The sequence below is a fragment of the Streptomyces sp. NPDC087215 genome (genome assembly GCF_044744885.1).
Classification (GTDB): Bacteria; Actinomycetota; Actinomycetes; order Streptomycetales; family Streptomycetaceae; genus Streptomyces.
Genome location: NZ_JBIUZD010000009.1, coordinates 24,146 through 42,352 on the forward strand (window position 1 = coordinate 24,146; position 18,207 = coordinate 42,352).

Sequence of the window (18,207 nt, forward strand, 5' to 3'; positions counted from 1 at the left end):
CCCCGGCCCGTACGGACGGAAGGCCGGTGGTCTCGTCGGCCTTCACGGCGACGCGCGGCCCCGGCCCGTACGGGCGGAAGAACGGCCCGGTCCCCCTCGTGGGGACCGGGCCGTTCCGCGTCCCGCGCCCCTACGGGGTGTGCGCGGGGGCCGGGCCGTCGGACTGGTGGCGGCGGAACATGCGGGTCGCCGTGATCTCGCCGTGGATCTTCTCGCCCTCCCCGGCGGGCTGCGGCAGCCCCGGCCGCAGGTGCTCCTCGACGCTGATGTACTTCAGGCCCGCCCTCAGGTCGGCGTCGTTGCGCAGCCGGATCACCAGCGGGAACTCGGCGAGCGCCGTCGTGTCGAACAGGCCCGTCGTGTAGAGGAGCTGGACGCCGAGCGCGTCCGACACGGCCCGCTGGAGCTCCAGGAGGTACGTGGCGTTGGCCCGGCCGATCGGGTTGTCGAGGAACAGCGTGCCCGCGTGCCGGTGCTTGTCCCGGCCCCGGTCGTTGGAGCGGAGCGCCGCCATCGTGCAGTACAGGGCGATGGCCGCGGTGAGGAGCTGGCCGCCGGAGAAGACGTCGCCCATCTGCCCGACGGGCACCCGCTCGGCGCGCAGCACCGCGTCGGGCTTCAGGATCTCGACGGAGATCCCCTTGGGTTCGAGCGCCGCCTGCACCCCGCGCAGCAGCAGCGACATGCCGTCGCGGCGCAGGTCGGAGTTCTTCCTGACGGCGGCGCGGGTGGCCTCGTCGACGACCTCGCCGAGCCGCTCCGCGAGGGTGGCCTGGTCGGGCTCCTCGAAGCGGATGCGCAGGAACTCCTGGCCGGACCACTCGCCGAGGCCCTCGGGGAGCCGGGAGAGGCGCTGCGCGGAGCGGAGCGTGGCGAGCGAGGACTCCACGAGTCCGCGCAGCCGGTCCACGATCGAGTCGCGGTTGCGCTCCAGCTGTTCCAGCTCGTCGGTGAGGACCCGCAGCCGGGGCGCGAAGGCCTGGGCCCACTTGGCGGCGTGCTCGGGCAGCGCGGAGGCGGGGAGTTCGCGGATCTGCTGGCGGGCCGGGGTGCGGACCTGCTCGTACCGGGTGGAGTTGGCGTGCCGTACGAGGATGTCGCTCGCCTCGCGCACGGAGGCGTCGGCGGCGGACAGTTCGGCCGTGCGGCCGCGCAGGGTGCGGCGGGTCTCGGCGGCCGTCGTCCGGGCCTCCTCCAGGGTCCCCCGGTACGCCTCGGTCTCCTCGCGCTCCTCGTCGGCGTGGTCGCGGAGCAGGTCCCGCAGGAGGGCGGCGGTCTCGTCGAAGCCGCCCGCCGCGTCCTCGGCGGCCCGGTGGTCCCGCAGGAGTCCCGCGTGGGCCGCGCGGGCGGCCTCCAGGGCGTCGGTGCGGGCGGCGAGTTCGGTGGTGGCGGTGCGCAGCAGGGCCTGGGCGCGCTCGGCGTCGGCGGGCACCTGCTCGTCCGGCAGGGCGGTGTGCGCCCCGCCGTCCTCGGGCGCGAGCCGCTCGGCCTCGCCCCGGAGGCGTCCCAGCTTCTCGCTGGCCTCCGAGGCGCGGGTCTCCAGCATCTGCACCAGGGCCTCGGCGCGGGCCGCCGCGGCCTGCCGGGACGGGCCGTCGGCGCCGTCGGTGGACTCCAGGAGCTGTTCGGCGCGGACGCGGACCTTGTTGGTGAGGCGGTCGAGTTCGGCGAGGGCGGCGGACTCGTCGCTCTCGGCGCGGGCCTGCTCGGCGCGCAGGTCGGCGCCGACGCCGACCTTCTCGTACAGCTGGGACGCGGCCCGGTAGGCCTCGCGGAGGGTGGGGAGCGCGACGTGCGGGGCGTCCGGGGCCTCCTCGGGGAGGGTGTCGGGGGCGCCCGCGATCTCGGCGCGCTCGGCCCGCAGGGCGCGGGCGGTGCGGTGGGCGTCGTCGGCGGAGCGCTGGGCGGCGCGGCGGTCCTCGTCGGCGGCGCGCGCGCGTTCCAGACAGGTCTGGGCGCGGGCCTCGGCCTCGGTGGCGTCGTCGGCGAGTTCGCGGAGCTTGGCCTGCCAGGTGGAGCGCTCGCGCAGTCGGTACGCGAGTCCGGCCAGGGCGTCGGCGGCCCGGCGGGCGCGCTGGGCGGCCTCCTGGCGCTCGTCGCGCGTCCGGGACGCCTCGGCGGCGGTCTCGTCGGCCTCCGCGCGGACCGCGCGGGTCTCGTCGAGGGTGGTGGCCGCGGCGTGCGCGGTCTCCCGGGCGGTCGTGGCGACGGCGGCGAGTTCGGCGAGCATCCCGGGCGGGCAGTCGGCGCGCCAGGCGCCGATGCGGGAGGCGAGGGAGCGGTCGCCCGTGAGCCGGGCGGCGAGGGAGCGGATCTCCTCGTCGCGGGCGGTGGCGCGGGCGCGCAGGGCGTGCCGTTCCTCGTCGGCCGCGTGCTCGTCGTGCATGGCCGGGTTGGGCGGTACGAGGAAGACGCCGGTGTCGTCGGCCGGGTGGGCCGCCGGTACGGGGGCGAGCAGGGCGGCGGCGGTGCCGACGGCGACGGCGGAGCGGGGCAGCAGGGCGGCCGTACCGAGGACGTCGCGGGCGCGGCCGTACGAGACGGGGTCGGTGATGACGACGCCGTCGACGAGTTCGGGGCGGGCGGCGAGGACCCGGGCGTGGTCGGCCGGGTCGACGGCCTGGGCGAGGTAGCGCCAGCCGGGGAGGGCGGGGATGCCGTGCTCGCCGAGGTACTCGACGGTGGCGAGGACGTCGGGGCCGGGCGGGAGCAGTCCGCCGTCGCCGAGCGCGCCGAGGATGCGGGAGTCGTCGGCGGCGGCGGTGCGCAGGTCGAAGAGCTGGCGCTCGGCGGAGGCGACGGCCTGGTCGAGCATCCCGCGCAGTTCGTCGGCGTACCGGTCGAACTCGGTGACGGTGAGCGGGCCCTGGGGCGCGCTGTCCCCGGTGGGGCCGTCGTCCGGGGCGGGTGTGCCGGGGCCCCGGTCGCCGCCGTCGGCGCGCTGGCCGGGGAGGGGGGAGCCGGTGGCGGGGAGGCCGGGGAGGGGGGAGCCGGTGGCGGGGAGGCTGAGGAGTTCGGCGAGGCGCTCCTCGGTGGCGAGGAGTTCGGCGGCTCGGCGCTCCGCGTCGTAGGCGTTCCCGGCGGCCTCGGCCGCGTCGGCGGCGCGGGCGGCGGCGAGTTCGGCGCGGGATTCGGCGGCGGCGCTCTCGCGGGCTCGGTCCGCGGCGGTGCGGGCTGCCTCGCGGGCGGTGTCCCAGGCGGCGACGGCGGTCTTCTCGGCGTCGTTCGCGGCGAGCGCCGCGCGGGCCGGGTCGGCGTCGGGCGCGGAGTCGTCGAGCCAGCCCGCCCGTACCGCTTCGGCGGTCTCCTGCTCGACCTCGGCGAGCCGCTGGCGCAGATGCCCGGCCTCGCTGCGGGCGCGCTGGGCCTCGGTCGCGGCGGAGGTGGCGTCCCGGTGGGCGGTCTCGCCGACCTCCTGGAGGGCGCTGGAGCGTTCCTCCTCCTCGGCCGCGTGGCGTCCGCCCTCCTCGGCGGCGGAGGCCAGGGCCCGTACGAGGCCTGCGGCGGCCAGGGAGCGGGCGGCGAGGGCCGGGGCGGCGTCCCGCTCGGCCTCGCGGATGGCGGCGGCCACGCGCGCGGAGCGGTCGCCGGAGGCGCGGTGCCGCAGGACGACCTCGGCGGCCTGCCAGGCGGAGTGCGCGGTGCGGGCGTCGGTGAGTTCGCGGCGCTGGGAGGCGGCGCCCTTCTCGGCGACGGCCAGGGCCAGGGAGGCATGACGGTAGGCGAGTTCGGCGGCGATGAGGGCCCCGTGCCCGCGTGCGCTCTCGGCCTCGGCGACGGCGTGCGCGGCGGAGGTGACCGACTGGGCGAGTTCGGCGCCGCGGCCCCGTTCCCCGGCGGCGCGCGCGGAGAGGCGGCGGGCGAGGCCACGGGTGCGGCGCTCGGCCGCCGCGTGGATCTCGCGTGCCTGGGCGCGGGTCGCGGCGCCTTCGACGATCCGGCCGAGGAGGTCGACGGAACCGGCGGTGAAGTCGCGTTCGGCGGTCAGTTCCGCGCGGCGGCCCAGTTTGTCGCCGAAGGCGCCGACGAGGTCGGCGAGGCCGTCGGTGTCGCGGGTGTCGGTGACGGCCCGCAGCAGCAGGTCGGTGAAGTCGGAGTCCTTCTTGACGGCGAAGAGGCCCGCGGCCTCGCCCTCGTCGGCGTTCATCTCGCGCTGGTAGCGGAAGAGTTCCGGGTCGAGGCCCAGCTCGCCGAGGTGCTCGTTCCAGCGGTCGTGGATCTCCTCCCAGGAGACCTCCAGGTGCGGGTACGCCTTGCCCGCCTCCGTGATCGCGTCGCGGAAGCCCTTCATGGTGCGGCGGCGGCCGGTCGCGCCCGAGGCGCCCTCGGCGGGCGGGCGGACGGAGGTCGCCTCGGCGACGGGGAGGTTGTCCAGGCTGAGGCCGGGTCCTGGCCGGAAGGAGTACCAGCCCTCGGCGAACTTGCGCGGGTCGGAGGAGACCTGGCGGCCGCGCCATTCGCTGGCCTTGCCGACGACGACGAGTTCCCCGGTGAGGGTGTGCTGCCATTCCAGGGCGACATGGCCGCAGTCGTCGGCGAGGAGGAACTTGCGCAGCACGCCGGAGCTGGCGCCGCCCAGGGTGTTGCGGTGGCCCGGGAGCATCACGGAGAAGATCAGCTTCAGGAGGACGGACTTGCCGCCGCCGTTCTCCAGGAAGAGCACGCCCGCGGGGGCCGGGCGGCGTGGCGGGCCGACCGGTTCCTCCGCGAAGAACTCCGCCTGGGTGGGGGCGGGGTGGGGCACGGGGGCACCGACCCCGCGCAGGTCCAGGACGGTGTCGGCGTAGCGCGCACCGGCGGGGCCGATGGAGTAGAGGCGGACCCGGGACAGCTCGTACATGCGGCGGACTCTCGTCGTCTCGTTCGGGTGGTGCGCGGGTTAGGCGTGGAAGGGCAGGCCGGCGTCGGCGGCGAGCTCCAGATCGTCGCCCTCGGGCGGCGGGAGGAGGGTCGCGGTGCCGTCGCTGACGGGGACGACGCCGAGTTCGAGGAGTTCGGCCATGGCGGCGGAACCCGCCATGTCACGGACCTGGAGCTGGTAGCGGGCGGTGGTGCGGTAGGAGCCGCCGCCCTCGTCCCCGGTGCGCTGGAGGAAGCCGGAGTCGGTGAGGAAGGCGGCGGCCTTGCCGACGATGCCGGTGGTCGAACCGGCGAGGCGGCGGGCGTCCTTGGTGGCGCCGGTGGCGCTGCGGCGCGCGTAGATCCGCCAGGCGGCCTCCAGGCCGGGGGCGTCGGTCGCGGGGTCGGTGTTCTCCCCCTGCTCCTCGGCGCGCTGTTCGAGCCGCAGACAGGCCTGGCGTACGAACGCGTCGACGCCGTTGACCGTGAGGCGCCCGATGTACGCGTCGTCCGCGAGGTCCTCGGGGCGGGGGAAGGCCATGGTGGCGACGGCGAGGTGGGCCAGACCGTGCAGGAAGCGGTCGGCGGAGTCGGTGGAGGCGCGGCGCGCGTAGTCGCCCATGCGGACGGCGAAGACGGAGTCCTCGCCCGCCGTGACGGCCATCCCCGCGCGCGGGGAGACCTCCAGGACGATCAGGCCGAGGCCGGTGGCGACGGCGTCGGCGAGGCGTGCGAAGGCGGGGTTCTCGCGGTAGCGGCGGAGCAGTTCGCCGTACTCGGCGTCGCGGGCGGGCAGCAGCTTCGGCTGGAGGCCGAAGGAGACCAGCCGGGCCGCGTCGGCGGCGTCGGCGGGGGTGACGGGGGCGGTGACGGGGGCACCGCCCGGGGAGGCGGCCGGGGGCTGCGGGGGCTCCTGCTCGCTCCACGCGTCGGCGTGCTCGGCGTGGGTCTCACTCACGGCTGGGGCTCCTCGGTGCGGCTCTCGGTCGGTGTCGTGGTCGGTACGGCCCGGGGGACGGGCAGCGGTACGGGGGTGACGGCCGCCGGGGCGCCAGGGCGTTCCCCGGGTGCGGCCGGTCCGTCGGCGAGGCGCACGGCCCGCACGGTGGGCGGTCCCGGCCGCCGCCCGGCCCCGGGACGCGGGGCGACGGGTACGGCGACGACCCCGAGCCGGGGCCGGGCGTCGCCCTCCCCGGGCACGGACGGCTCACCGCCGCCCTCCGCACCGGCGGCGCCGCCCGCGACACGGGGCGGCTCGACGAGGACGGGGGCGAGGCGGGGGCCGGGGTGGGGCGTGGTCCCGGGGTGCGGAAGTCGTTCGGGGCCGGTCCCGGGCGCCGGGGACAGCACGGGGCTGCCCTCGGGAGCCGGGAGGGGTACGGGCGCGGGGGCCGCGAGCGGGGCGCGCGGTGCACCCCGGTCCGGGTCCGGGGCGGCCCCGAGCCTGGTGGCCGGGTTCGGGTTCGGGGTGAGCGTGGCGCCCGGGTCGGGGCCCGGCGCGGGTCCGGTCTCCGGGGTGGCCACGCGCGCGCGGCCGGGCACGGGGTCCGGCGCGGGCGCCTCACGGGCCGTCTCGCCGGAGCGGAGGGCTTCCCCGGGCCGGGCGGGTCCGGCCTCGGGTGTCGGCTCGGCTTCCGGTGCGGGCTCGGTGCCGGGGCCCGGCGCGGTCCCGCGCACGGCGTCGGGACCGGTGGTCCGTTCCGGTCGGGGGGCCGGCTCCGGGGCCTGGTTCGGATTCGGCCCGGGGTTGGGCTTCGGTACGCGCGCGCGGGCCTGTTCGGGCTGCCGCGGGGGGACCCGGTACGGGGCCGGGGCGGGAGGGGCGGTCGCCGGGGGCGGGGGGACGGGGGTCACGTCGCCTCCGAGCGGTCGGCGGCCATGCCCGCCGCGTCGAGCAGGGCCGTACCGACGATGAGGTCGGCACCGCCGAACTCGGCGTCGTCCAGCGGGGTCCCGTCGTCGACGGCGAACAGGAGGCGCTCCTCGCCCTGCCGGTAGGCCGTGCCGACCGGGGGGCTCGCCGCGTGCACGGCGAGGAGGGCGACCAGGTACGGCAGCTCCGCGTCGATGTCCCTGGCCTCCGCGAGCAGCCCGGAGAGGCGGCGCGGGGCGTCGTGCTCCAGGTCGAGCAGGCGCATCGCGTTCGTCAGCTGCTCCTCGCTGAAGCGGGAGTCGTCGGGGGTGGCGATGAGGTCGGGCTCGGGCATCTCCGCGCCGAGGTTCTCGCGCTCGACGGGCGGGGTGAGGAGCAGGTCGACGAGGTCGCCGAGGCGGACGGAGGCGGGGGTGCGCAGTCCGGTGCCCCGGGCGAAGAACGCGTCGGTGACCCTGGCGGCCTGTTCGACGGGGAGCGGCAGGGTGGGTGCGACGAGCTGTCCGTACAGGTCGAGCCCGGTGTACGCGGTGGGGGCGGCGAACGCCTGCCGGTCCTGCTCGGCGCGGAAGAGCGGTCCGGCGTCGAGCAGCCGGGACTGGAGCTGGGTGTGGCGCCGGATGCAGTCCTTCACGATGTCGACGAGTTCGGCGGCGCGCCGCTTGTGCTCGGCCGTCCTGGCGTCGGACGCGGCCTCCGCCTCGTCCCGGACGCGGCGGATGTTGGTGAGGATCGCGTTCTCGTGGCGGTAACGGTCGGCCACGTGGCCGAGCGCCTCGGCGATCATGTCGGGGACCGTGTGGAGCCAGTCCACCGCGCGCACGTTGCGCCGGGTGGCCTCCAGGGTCCTGCGGAGGGTCTCGGCGTACTGGACGGTCCGGTAGCGGGCCTGCTCGGCGGCCAGTTGGGCGTCGGCGAGGCGGCCCCGGTCGATCAGGACCTCCAGCTTCACCTCGGCGGCGATCTGGGCGCTGGTGACGTCCGTGTCGAGGGCCCCGACGAGGACGTTGACCGCTTCGTCGGTGGTGCGGAGGTACACCCCGCCGCCGTAGCCGGGGACCTCCTCGATGAGCTTGAAGTCGTAGTCCCTGCGGACGTACACCCCGTCGGTGCCGAAGGTGCCGTAGACCGCGCGGAAGCCCCGGTCGACGCTGCCGACGTTGATCAGGTTCTCCAGGACCCAGCGGGCCACCCGCTCGTGCTCGGCGGCGGGCCGCCCGGGGGCCTGGGCGGCGACGCGGGGCAGCAGTCTGGCCACTATCTGCTCGTGGTCGGCGCCGGTGTCGAAGTCCATGTTGAGCGTGATGAGGTCGATCGCGGCGAGGGCCACCTCGGCCATCGCGTAGACCGTGTACTCGCCCGCCAGGTTCGCCTTGCGGGCGTCCAGGTCGTGCAGCGGGGCGGTGCACGCGAGCGCGCGCAGGCGCCGCGCGAGCCCTTCGTCGGCGGCCGGACCCTGCGCGGGCCGCGGCCCCGCGCTGAGCTGGGGCGGAGCGAGGTCCGTCGAGGCAGGCGAAGTCACGGTGGACAGATTAGGTCCTCGAACTGACAACGGTCGAAACGGCGCAGATGCGGACCCGGCCGCGGGGCTCAGCCCGCCCGGCCCCCCGGGGCCTCCACGGCCCGCGCGTAGGCGGCCGTGACGCGGGCGCGGGAGTCGTCGAGGTAGCGGGCGAGGAGGCGTTCCGCCGTGGTCCGGTCCCCGGCGCGCAGCGCGTCCAGGATCTCCCGGTTGCGGGCGAGGTAGGGCTCGTGGAGCGGCCGGGGGTCGCCGACGACGTGGAAGGCGAGGCGGAGTTCGGCGAGGACGCCCCGCATCAGTTCGTCGGTGCGCGCGCTGCCCGCGAGGGCGACGAGTTCCCGGTGGAAGTGGATGTTGGCGGTGGAGACGTCGGCCCACGCGCCCGCGTGGGCGGCGCTCTCGCCCGCGGTGACGGCGGCGGCGAGCCCGTCGAGGGCGTACGGCGGCCGTCCCAGACCGCGTACGACGGCGCATTCGACGAGGCGGCGCGTGCGGTGGATGTCGTCGACGTCCTCGACGGCCAGGACCCGGACGAAGACGCCCCGGTTGAGCTCGTGGACGAGGAGCCGTTCACGGGTGAGGAGCCGGAAGGCCTCGCGCAGGGTGTTGCGGGAGACGCCGAGGGCGCCGCCGAGGGCGTCCTCGGAGAGCCGGGTGCCGGGCGGGAACCAGCCCTCCGCGATCCGGGTGCGCAGCACGTCCGCCACCCGCTCCGCCGTGCCGGTCCGGCCGAGCAGCACCCGGTCGTCTGCCAGGTCCCGGGTTCCGCCCACCGTCACGGCAGCTCCTCCTCGTACGTCGTGTGCGGGATCGTACGCGGCCGACGGGAGGTCTTGTCGGATTGTTGAACGATCCTCTACGTTGACGGCGCCGTACGGTCCCCGCCGCCCGGTCCCCCGCGCCGTTCCCCGGCACGTTCCCCCTGCGAGGTGCAGATGCGCACGCCCCCGAGCCCGCACCCGGCCGAGGAGGCCCCGGCCGGTCCCTCGATCGATCTGAACGCCGACCTCGGCGAGGGCTTCGGCCGCTGGACGCTCACCGACGACGAGCGGCTCCTCTCGGTGGTGACCAGCGCCAACGTCGCCTGCGGCTTCCACGCGGGGGACGCGGCCACCATGCGCCGGGTCTGCGAGCTGGCCGCCGCGCGGGGGGTGCGGATCGGTGCCCAGGTCTCCTACCGCGACCTGGCCGGTTTCGGGCGGCGCGCCATGGACGTCCCGGCGGCGGAGCTGGCGGCCGAGGTGGCCTACCAGATCGGCGCCCTGGAGGTGTTCGCGCGCGCGGCGGGCTCGCGCGTCTCGTACGTGAAGCCGCACGGCGCGCTGTACAACCGCGTGGTCCGGGACGGGGAACAGGCGGCGGCGGTCGTGGCGGGGGTCCTGCTCGCGGACCGGACGCTCCCCGTCCTGGGGCTGCCGGGGTCACGGCTGCACGAGGCGGCCTCGGCGGCGGGGCTGCCGGTGGTTCCCGAGGCCTTCGGCGACCGGGCGTACCGGGCGGACGGCTCCCTGCTGCCGCGCGGCGAGCCGGGCGCGGTCGTCAGCGATCCGGAGGCGGTCGTGGAGCGGTCGCTGGCCCTCGCCGGGTCCGGGGTGGTCACGGCGCACCGCGGTGGCACGGTCGCCGTGCGGGCCCGGTCGCTGTGCCTGCACGGGGACACCCCGGGCGCCGTGGACCTCGCCCGGCGGGTGCGGGAGCGCCTGGAAGCCGCCGGGATACGGGTGGAGGCGTTCGTATGACGGGCTCCGGCACGCGCGTGCTGCGGGTGGGCGAGCGGGCGCTCCTGGTGGAGTTGCGCGACGGCGAGGAGACGGAGGCGTTCCACGCCGGGCTGCTGCTGCGGCGGGCGGCCGGGACCCTGCCCGCCGTACGGGAGATCGTGCCCGCCGCGCGGACGGTCCTGCTCGACGGGGTGGCGGACCCGGAGCGGCTCGCGGCCGAGCTGATCGGCTGGGAGCCGGGGCCGGTCCCCGCGCGCGTGGGCCGGGCCGTCGACATCCCGGTCCGGTACGGCGGTCCGGACCTGGCGGAGGTCGCGGCGCACTGGGGGGTGTCCGTCGAGGCGGCGGTGCGTCTCCACACGGCGGCCGAGTTCCGGGTGGCCTTCTGCGGCTTCGCACCGGGCTTCGGCTATCTGACGGGCCTCGGCGAGCGGTACGCGGTGCCGCGCCGGGCGACGCCGCGCACCTCGGTGCCCGCCGGATCGGTCGCGCTGGCGGGCCCGTACACGGGTGTGTACCCGCGTTCCTCCCCCGGTGGCTGGCAGCTGATCGGCACGACCGACGCCGTCCTGTGGGACGCGGACCGTCAGCCGGCCGCGCTGCTCCCGCCGGGCACCCGGGTCCGGTTCACGGAGGCGGGCCTTCCCGGGCGGAAGGGGCCCGCCGGGACGGCTCCCGGGCGGGGCTCGCCGACGGACGGGTCCTCGGGGCCGGGTACCGGGGCGGAGGACGGGCGATGAGCGAGCGGGCCCTCACCGTCGTACGGGCCGGGGCCCTGACCACCGTCCAGGACCTGGGCCGCCCCGGCCACGCGCACGTGGGGGTGGGCCGCTCGGGCGCGCTCGACCCGGGGGCCGCGCGGCTCGTGAACCGGCTCGTCGGCAACCCGGAGACGGCCGCCGTCCTGGAGACCACGGTGGACGGCTGCGCCCTGCGGTCGCGTGGAGCGGTGACCGTCGCGGTGGGCGGTGCTCCCTGTCCGGTACGGGTGGACGGGCGTCCGGCGGCCTGGGGGACCGCGCTGCGGATGCCCGCGGGGGCCGTCCTGGAGGTCGGAGCGGCCGTGCGCGGGCTGCGGTCGTACGTGGCGTTCGGCGGCGGTGTCGACGTCGGGCCGGTGCTCGGCAGCCGTTCCACGGACCTGCTGTCCGGGCTCGGTCCCGCGCCGCTGACGACGGACACCGTGCTGCCGCTGGGTCCGGTCGCGGGGGTGCCGGGACCGGTCGACGCGCCCCCGTGGCCGGGCCCGCCGGACGTGCTCGTCCTGCGGATGCGGTTCGGGCCCCGCGACGACTGGTTCACCGGCCCTGCGCTGCGGACCCTAGTCACGCGCGCGTACCGGGTGTCCCCGGCGAGCAACCGGGTGGGGCTGCGCCTCGGAGGACCGGCCCTGGAGCGGGCGGTGCCGGGTGAGCTGCCGAGCGAGGGCATGGTCCTGGGCGCGGTGCAGGTGCCGCCGGACGGGAGCCCGGTGGTGTTCCTCGCGGACCATCCGACGACCGGGGGCTATCCGGTGGTCGGCGTGGTGCGGGAGGCCGATCTGGGTGCGGCGGCGCAGGCGGTGCCGGGGACGCCGGTGCGGTTCGTGCCGGTGCGCTGACGGTCATCCGGGCGGGTCGCCGGGGTGCGCGCCGCGGGGGCTCCGGGGCGGTGGGCCGTAGCCACCGCCGCCGGGGGTGCGCAGGACGAGGACGTCGCCGGGGCCGACCTCCGTGGCGGCCCGGCCGCCGAGGCGCTCCACGGTGCCGTCGGCGCGTTCCACACCGTTCTCGCCGAGGGCGCCGGGCTCGCCGCCCGCCATCCCGTACGGGGGGACCCTGCGGTGTCCGGTGAGCAGGGTCACCGTCATGGGTTCCAGGAAGCGGAGGCGGCGCTCGACCCCGTGTCCGCCGTGCCAGTGGCCGCGCCCGCCGCCGTCCTCCCGTACCGAGAAGGCGTCGACCCGGACGGGGTAGCGCCACTCCAGGACCTCGGGGTCGGTGAGCCGGGAGTTGGTCATGTGGGTCTGGACGGCGTCGGCGCCGTCGAAGCCGTCGCCCGCGCCCGAACCGCTGGCGACGGTCTCGTAGTACTGCACGCGCGCGTTGCCGAAGGTGACGTTGTTCATGGTGCCGGAGCCCTCGGCCTGGACGCCGAGGGCCGCGTAAAGGGCGCCCGTGACGGCCTGGGAGGTCTCGACGTTGCCCGCGACGGTCGCGGCCGGGGCGACGGGCGCGAGCATGGAGCGGGGCGGGACGCGGATGTCCAGGGGTTCGAGGCAGCCGCTGTTGAGCGGGATGTCCTCGTCGACGAGGGTGCGGAAGACGTACAGGACGGCGGCCGTCACGACGGCCGTGGGGGCGTTGGCGTTGCCGGGGAGCTGGGGCGAGGTGCCGGTGAAGTCGATGACGGCGGAGCGGCGTTCGCGGTCGACGCGGACGGCGACCCGGACGACCGCGCCGTCGTCGGTCTCGTAGCGGCAGGTGCCGTCGTGGAGGCGGGCGACGATCCGCCGGACGGACTCCTCCGCGTTGGCGCGGACGTGCCGCATGTAGGCCTGGACGACGTCGAGCCCGTACTCCCGCACGGTCCGGCGCAGTTCCTCGACGCCCTTCTCGTTGGCGGCGATCTGGGCGCGCAGGTCGGCGAGGTTGGTGCCGGGGGCCCGGGAGGGGTACGGGGCGTCGGTGAGCAGCGCCCGGGTCTCGGTCTCGCGCAGCCGTCCGTCGCGGACCAGCAGCCAGTTGTCGAAGAGGACGCCCTCCTCGTCCACGGTCCGGCTGAAGGCGGGCATGGAACCGGGGGTGATCCCGCCGATCTCGGCGTGGTGGCCGCGTGAGGCGACGAGGAAGCGGAGCCGTGGGCCGCCGGTGCCGGGCACGGAGTCGTCGAAGACCGGGGTGATGACGGTGACGTCGGGCAGGTGGGTGCCGCCGTGGTACGGGTCGTTGACCGCGTAGACGTCGCCGGGGCGCAGGTCGTCGGCGCGCCGTCGCAGCACTTCCTTGACGGTCTCGCCCATGGAGCCGAGGTGGACGGGGATGTGGGGTGCGTTGGCGATGAGGTTGCCGTCGGCGTCGAAGAGCGCGCAGGAGAAGTCGAGGCGTTCCTTGATGTTGACGGACTGGGCGGTGTTCTCCAGGCGGACGCCCATCTGCTCGGCGATGGCCATGAAGAGGTTGTTGAAGACCTCCAGGAGGACCGGGTCCGCGTCCGTTCCGGCCGCCACGCGCGCGGGGCGGGGGGTGACACGGCGCAGGAGGAGGTGTCCGGTGCCGGTCGCGGTGGCCCGCCAGCCGCTGTCGACGACGGTGGTGGCGTCGTCCTCGGCAAGGAGCGCGGGCCCGTCCACGGTGTCGCCGGGCCGCAGGTCCTCGCGCCGGTGGAGCGGGGCTTCGTGCGCTGTTCCGGCGCTGTGCATCCGGACGGTGGTGTGCGGGGCGGGAGGTCCGGCCGGTGCGGGGCTCGTGGTCGGGCCGGTCCGCTCGATGTCGGTCGTCGGACCGGTCCGTTCGGTGTCGTTGGTCGGGCCGGTCCGTTCGGTGTCGGTCGTCGGGGTGGGTTGTGGTGTGTCGGCGGGCGGGGCGGTGTGGACGGGGCCGTGGAGTCCGGCGCGGCCGACGGCCGCCACGGAGACGGCCTCGACGACGAGGGGCCGGTCCAGGGTGAAGGCGTACCGCGCACGGTGCGCGGCTGTGAACTCGCTTTTCAGGCGGTCCGGGGGTGCGAGGTCGACCGGGAGGCTCGCGTCCGTTCCCTCGTAGCGCAGGAGTACGCGCGCGTGTGTGGTGATCGCCTCGTCGGCGAGGCCGTCGGAGCGGAGCTCCGCGCGGGTCCGGTCGGCGAGTTCGGCGCAGAGGGCCGTCACGCGCGCGGGGGTGCCGGGGGTGTCGAGTCCGGCCTCGACGGACCGCTCGCGCATCGCGGTGGCGTCGGCGAGCCCGATGCCGTACGCGGAGAGGACCCCGGCCAGCGGAGGGACGAGGACGGTGTCGACGCCCAGCGCGTCGGCGACGGCGCAGGCGTGCTGGCCCCCGGCGCCGCCGAAGCTCGTGAGGGCGTACTTCGTGACGTCGTGGCCGCGCTGGACGGAGATCTTCCTGACCGCGTTGGCCATGTTGAGGACGGCGATCTCCAGGAAACCGGCGGCGACCTCCTCGGGGGTCCGGCCGCCGCCCACCTCCCCGGCCAGGGCGGTGAACCGTTCTCGTACGACGTCGGCGTCCAGGGGCCGGTCGCCCGTCTCTCCGAAGACGGCGGGGAAGTGGGCGGGCTGGACCCGGCCGAGCATGACGTTGGCGTCGGTGACGGTCAGCGGGCCGCCCCCGCGGTAGCAGGCGGGCCCGGGGACGGCGCCCGCCGAGTCGGGTCCCACCCGGTAGCGGCGGCCGTCGTAGTGGAGGACGGAGCCGCCGCCCGCGGCCACGGTGTGGACGCTCATCATCGGTGCCCGCATCCGGACCCCGGCGACCTGTGTACCGAGTTCACGCTCGAAGGTGCCCGCGTAGTGCGACACATCGGTGGAGGTGCCGCCCATGTCGAAGCCGATGACCCGGTCGTGGCCCGCCCGCTCCGAGGTGCGGGCCATGCCGACGACACCGCCTGCCGGTCCGGACAGGACGGCGTCCTTGCCCCGGAAGTGGGCGGCCTCGCGCAGCCCTCCGTTGGACTGGAGGAACATGAGACGGATCCCGGCGAGTTCACGGGCGACCTCGTCGACGTACCGGCGCAGGATCGGCGACAGATAGGCGTCGACGACGGTGGTGTCCCCGCGCGGGATCAGTTTGATGAGTGGACTGACCTCGTGCGAGCAGCTGACCTGTGTGAATCCGGCGGCGGTGGCGAGGGCCCCGGTCCTGGTCTCGTGCTGCGCGTACCGGTGGCCGTGCAGGAGGACGACGGCGGCGGAGCGGAGGCCGTCGCGATGGGCCACGGCCAGCGCCTCGGCGACGGCGGTCTCGTCCAGCGGCCGGACGACCCGGCCGTGCGCGTCGATCCGTTCGGGGACCTCGATCACGCGCGCGTAGACCGCTTCGGGCAGCACGATGTGCCGGGCGAAGATCCGGGGCCGGTTCTGGTAGGCGATGCGCAGGGCGTCACGGAAGCCCTCGGTGATCAGCAGGACGGTCGGCTCGCCCCGCCGCTCCAGGAGCGCGTTGGTGGCGACGGTCGTGCCCATCTTGACGACCGCGACCCGGTCGGCGGGGACGGGGTCCTCCGGCCCGAGGCCGAGGAGCAGGCGGATTCCGGCGACGGCGGCGTCCGCGCGGCGGGCCGGGTCGTGGGAGAGCACCTTGCGGGTGACGAGCCGCCCGTCGGGCCGCCGCCCCACGACGTCGGTGAAGGTGCCGCCCCGGTCGATCCAGAACTCCCAGCGGTCGTTCATCCCTCCATTGTGGCCGCGAGAGCCGTGACGAGGGCGGCCCACGCGCGCGTCGGGCACCCGGACGACCGGGCAGGGGGCGTCGGCGTCGGGCCGCCGGGGCGACGACGGCGGGGGCGATGACGAGGGGGCATGGCCCCGGCGCACCAGGTGGCGCGCGGTCTGCAGGGCGCAGTGCGCCACGCCGTTGACGTCGGGAGGGAAGGATTCGGTGACGATGACGACACGCATACGGGTGTTGCCGTCGTGCTCGGCGTGTCCCCGACAACGTGGATCTGGACGGGGAGGGAACGTCCCATGAGCGTTTCGCGCGGACGGCGGCGCGGACGGCCGTGCACCGGACCCGCCCACAGGTGCCCGTCCTGACCCGCGCCCGTCCTCGCCCCGGGTGCCCGTCTCCGCCGGGCAGGGCGTCTCCGCCGGGCGGAGCGTCACAGTCAGGCGGAGCCTCACAGTCCGGGCAGAGCGTCACAGTCGGGCAGAGCCCGATCGCCGAGGCGCAGGGTCGACGTCGAAGGCGCAGCACCGCCGTCGAGGCGGAGCGTCGCCGTCGGGCGACAGGCCACCGCCGGGGGCGGAAGCCTCACCACCGGGGCACGGTGGCCGGGCGCCGCTCCGGGGCGGGGCCACGGCGGTGGAGGGTTCCACCGCGGGCCGCGCCGCCCCGGAGCGGGCCGGTCAGACCGGGAGGTCCGGGCCTATCCGGTTGCGCACGGCGGTCTGGACCTCGGCCTCCTCGGCCGGGTCCGCGGCCAGGCGGCGCAATCGCTCGGCGACGCGCACGTCCCCGGTCTCGGCGTGCTCGGCCGCGACCTCGCGGGTGGTCTCCTCGCAGTCCCAGAGGCATTCGACCGCGAAACCGGTCGCGAAGGTGGGGTCGGTGGCGGCGAGCGCGCGGGCCACCCGACCACGGAGCTGGGAGGAGGTCGTCTCGCGGTAGACATGGCGCAGCACGGGGGCCGCGCAGGCGATCCCGAGGCGGCCGGCACCGTCGACGAGCCCGGCGAGGGCGGGCGCGTCGGGACCGGCGGAACGGACGGTGCCGCGGAGTGCGCCGAGGACGGAGGGGGAGTCCTGGGCGGTACCGCGGCAGGCGAGCACGTCGGCGGCGGCGACACCGAGGGCGTCCGTCCTGCGCACCCAGGCGCGGGCGCGGGCGACGGCGTCCTCGCCGCACATGCGCCGGTACGCGGCGACGGCGGCCTCGGCGACCTCGTGGGAGTCCCCGTCGGCGGCCGCCTCGACGAGATCGAGGACGGCGGGATCGCGCGACTCGGCGAGGTGGTGCAGGGCGGCGCCCCGGGCTCCCGCCGCGCCGCCCCGGGCGGCGGCGAGCAGTTCGGGCCGGTCCTCGGGTCCGGCGACGGCGGTGAGGCAGCGGGCGGCGGGCCCGTGCAGCACGGCCCCGCGTTCGTACCCCTCCTGCGCCCAGTCGAGGACGGCGCGCACGCTCCAGCCGGGGCGGGGCCCCGAGGGACGCATCTGGCGTTGCCAGCGGTCGAAGGAGCCCTGTTCCCCGGCGGCCCTGACCCGGGCACCGACGGTTTCGCGCGGGTCCTCCGCCCACAGTCGCCAGGGGCGCGGCTCGAAGGCGTCCCGGACGACGGCGGCCAGCTCGGCGGCGCCCTCCGCGTCGGCCGGGAACCGGGCCAGCACGGGCAGGGCGAGCGCGCGGAGTCCGGTGTCGTCGTCGCGGAGCGCCAGTTCGTCCAGGGCCCAGGCCCAGTTCGTGCCGGTCGCCGCGTAGCGGCGGAGCAGGAGCAGGGCGTCCTGGCGTCCGTAGGACGCGAGGTGACCGAGGACGGCGAGCGCGAGCCCGGTCCTGGACTCCTCGGTGTCGAGATGGTCCTCGGCACCGAAGAGGTGCGCCTCGATCTCGTCGAGACCTCCGTGGAGATCCAGGTAGAGACGGGCGTAGTAGAGGGAGCGGTTCTCGACCTGCCAGTCGTGGCGGGGATCGTCGAGAACGCAGTGGTTGAGGGCCGCGAGGGCCTCGGCGCGTGGCGCGGCGAGCGCGTGCAGGGTGCCGTCGCCGCGGCCCCGCTGCAGCAGGCCGAGCAGGGTGCCGCTCGGCGCTATGACTGGTTCGAACATGGGGAGACGCCTCACATCAAGCTGTCGACACGACCGGGGGATGCCGGGATGACCGGGGCAGGGCGCTGAGCGGCCCGTACTCCTAGGTCGTGCGGCGACAGGTCGGGCCGCTCGTCGTGTTCCGCCTGGTAGTGATCATCTTCCTCAGCCTCTCGTCGGTGGCCCGTTTTGCCGGGCCCGACGTCATGATGACCCACCCATTTCGCCGACGCGACCACATTTACGACGCCGCTCCCACCTGGGGTTCAGTGGCCGTTCACCGGGCACTGAAGAGGTCGAGAAGTTCCGTCTTGCCGAACATGCGTGCGGTGTCCACGGCTGACGGAGTGCCTGATTCCGGATCGGCGCCACCGGCCAGGAGGGCGTGGATCACGGCCTCCTCGCCCTTGAAGACGGCACCGGCGAGCGGGGTCTGTCCGCGGTCGTTCGCGCGGTCGGCGTCGGCGCCGCGCGCGAGGAGGGCGGAGACCGCGGCGGCATGGCCGTGATAGGCGGCGAGCATGACGAGGGAGTCACCCCTGTCGTTGGTGAGGTTCACCGGCACACCCGCGTCGACGTAGGCGGCCAGCGCGTCGGCGTCCCCGGTGCGGGCGAGGTCGAAGACCTTGGACGCCAGTTCGATGACCTCGGGGTCCGGAGTGTCGCTCATCGGGTGGAACCGCCTCTCTCCTGCAGTGTTGACCTGGGCACGGCAAGCGCAGCCGTACGAGTGAATCGACAGGGTACTGCCCGTTCACCGACATGACCTCGCCCCACCGAGGCAAAGATCACGGCAATAGATCCCCGGCGCCCCTTC

General features: G+C 76.1%; 11 protein-coding genes. 3 read left to right on the forward strand and 8 right to left on the reverse strand.

Going from position 1 to position 18,207, the window contains the following annotated elements:
- Positions 1–130: 130 nt before the first annotated feature.
- The 5 genes from ACIO92_RS22385 to ACIO92_RS22405 all read right to left on the reverse strand — a co-directional run bounded on the left by ACIO92_RS22385 (position 131) and on the right by ACIO92_RS22405 (position 9,007).
- Complete coding sequence (locus tag ACIO92_RS22385; RefSeq protein ID WP_402284232.1) at positions 131–4,840, reverse strand: hypothetical protein; 4,710 nt, start codon at positions 4,838–4,840, stop codon at positions 131–133.
- Positions 4,841–4,879: 39 nt separating this feature from the next.
- The gene (locus ACIO92_RS22390) at positions 4,880–5,797 is read right to left on the reverse strand and encodes a hypothetical protein (protein ID WP_366445859.1); all 918 of its coding nucleotides are present in this window, start codon (positions 5,795–5,797) and stop codon (positions 4,880–4,882) included.
- The gene (locus ACIO92_RS22395) at positions 5,794–6,516 is read right to left on the reverse strand and encodes a hypothetical protein (protein WP_402059898.1); all 723 of its coding nucleotides are present in this window, start codon (positions 6,514–6,516) and stop codon (positions 5,794–5,796) included. Before ACIO92_RS22395 ends, ACIO92_RS22390 begins: the two co-directional genes overlap by 4 nt.
- 173 nt (positions 6,517–6,689) lie before the next feature.
- The gene (locus tag ACIO92_RS22400) at positions 6,690–8,234 is read right to left on the reverse strand and encodes a hypothetical protein (RefSeq protein WP_366445861.1); all 1,545 of its coding nucleotides are present in this window, start codon (positions 8,232–8,234) and stop codon (positions 6,690–6,692) included.
- Positions 8,235–8,302: 68 nt separating this feature from the next.
- Positions 8,303–9,007 carry a GntR family transcriptional regulator gene (locus ACIO92_RS22405; protein WP_366445870.1) on the reverse strand — a complete coding sequence of 235 codons (705 nt, stop codon included), beginning with the start codon at positions 9,005–9,007 and terminating at the stop codon, positions 8,303–8,305.
- Between the two features lie 162 nt (positions 9,008–9,169).
- Between ACIO92_RS22405 and ACIO92_RS22410 the strand changes: the two genes are divergently transcribed.
- Genes ACIO92_RS22410 through ACIO92_RS22420 form a run of 3 tightly spaced genes read left to right on the forward strand, consistent with a single transcriptional unit; the run spans position 9,170 to position 11,555 of the window.
- Positions 9,170–9,973 (forward strand): LamB/YcsF family protein, encoded by an 804-nt coding sequence (locus ACIO92_RS22410; RefSeq protein WP_401237835.1) that lies wholly within the window; start codon positions 9,170–9,172, stop codon positions 9,971–9,973.
- Positions 9,970–10,695, forward strand: a complete 726-nt coding sequence (pxpB, locus tag ACIO92_RS22415; protein ID WP_401237833.1) for a 5-oxoprolinase subunit PxpB — start codon at positions 9,970–9,972, stop codon at positions 10,693–10,695. The genes ACIO92_RS22410 and pxpB overlap by 4 nt, the downstream gene beginning before the upstream one ends.
- Positions 10,692–11,555, forward strand: a complete 864-nt coding sequence (locus tag ACIO92_RS22420; RefSeq protein ID WP_366445864.1) for a biotin-dependent carboxyltransferase family protein — start codon at positions 10,692–10,694, stop codon at positions 11,553–11,555. The genes pxpB and ACIO92_RS22420 overlap by 4 nt, the downstream gene beginning before the upstream one ends.
- 3 nt (positions 11,556–11,558) lie before the next feature.
- Here ACIO92_RS22420 and ACIO92_RS22425 read toward each other — a convergent pair whose 3' ends face one another.
- From ACIO92_RS22425 to ACIO92_RS22435, 3 genes are all read right to left on the reverse strand, one after another.
- Entirely contained in the window at positions 11,559–15,320 is a 3,762-nt protein-coding gene (locus ACIO92_RS22425; protein WP_402284237.1) for a hydantoinase B/oxoprolinase family protein, read from the reverse strand.
- Positions 15,321–15,995: 675 nt separating this feature from the next.
- Complete coding sequence (locus ACIO92_RS22430) at positions 15,996–17,411, reverse strand: HEAT repeat domain-containing protein (protein WP_401237829.1); 1,416 nt, start codon at positions 17,409–17,411, stop codon at positions 15,996–15,998.
- A gap of 256 nt (positions 17,412–17,667) precedes the next feature.
- Entirely contained in the window at positions 17,668–18,060 is a 393-nt protein-coding gene (locus ACIO92_RS22435; protein ID WP_366445867.1) for an ankyrin repeat domain-containing protein, read from the reverse strand.
- Positions 18,061–18,207: the final 147 nt, after the last annotated feature.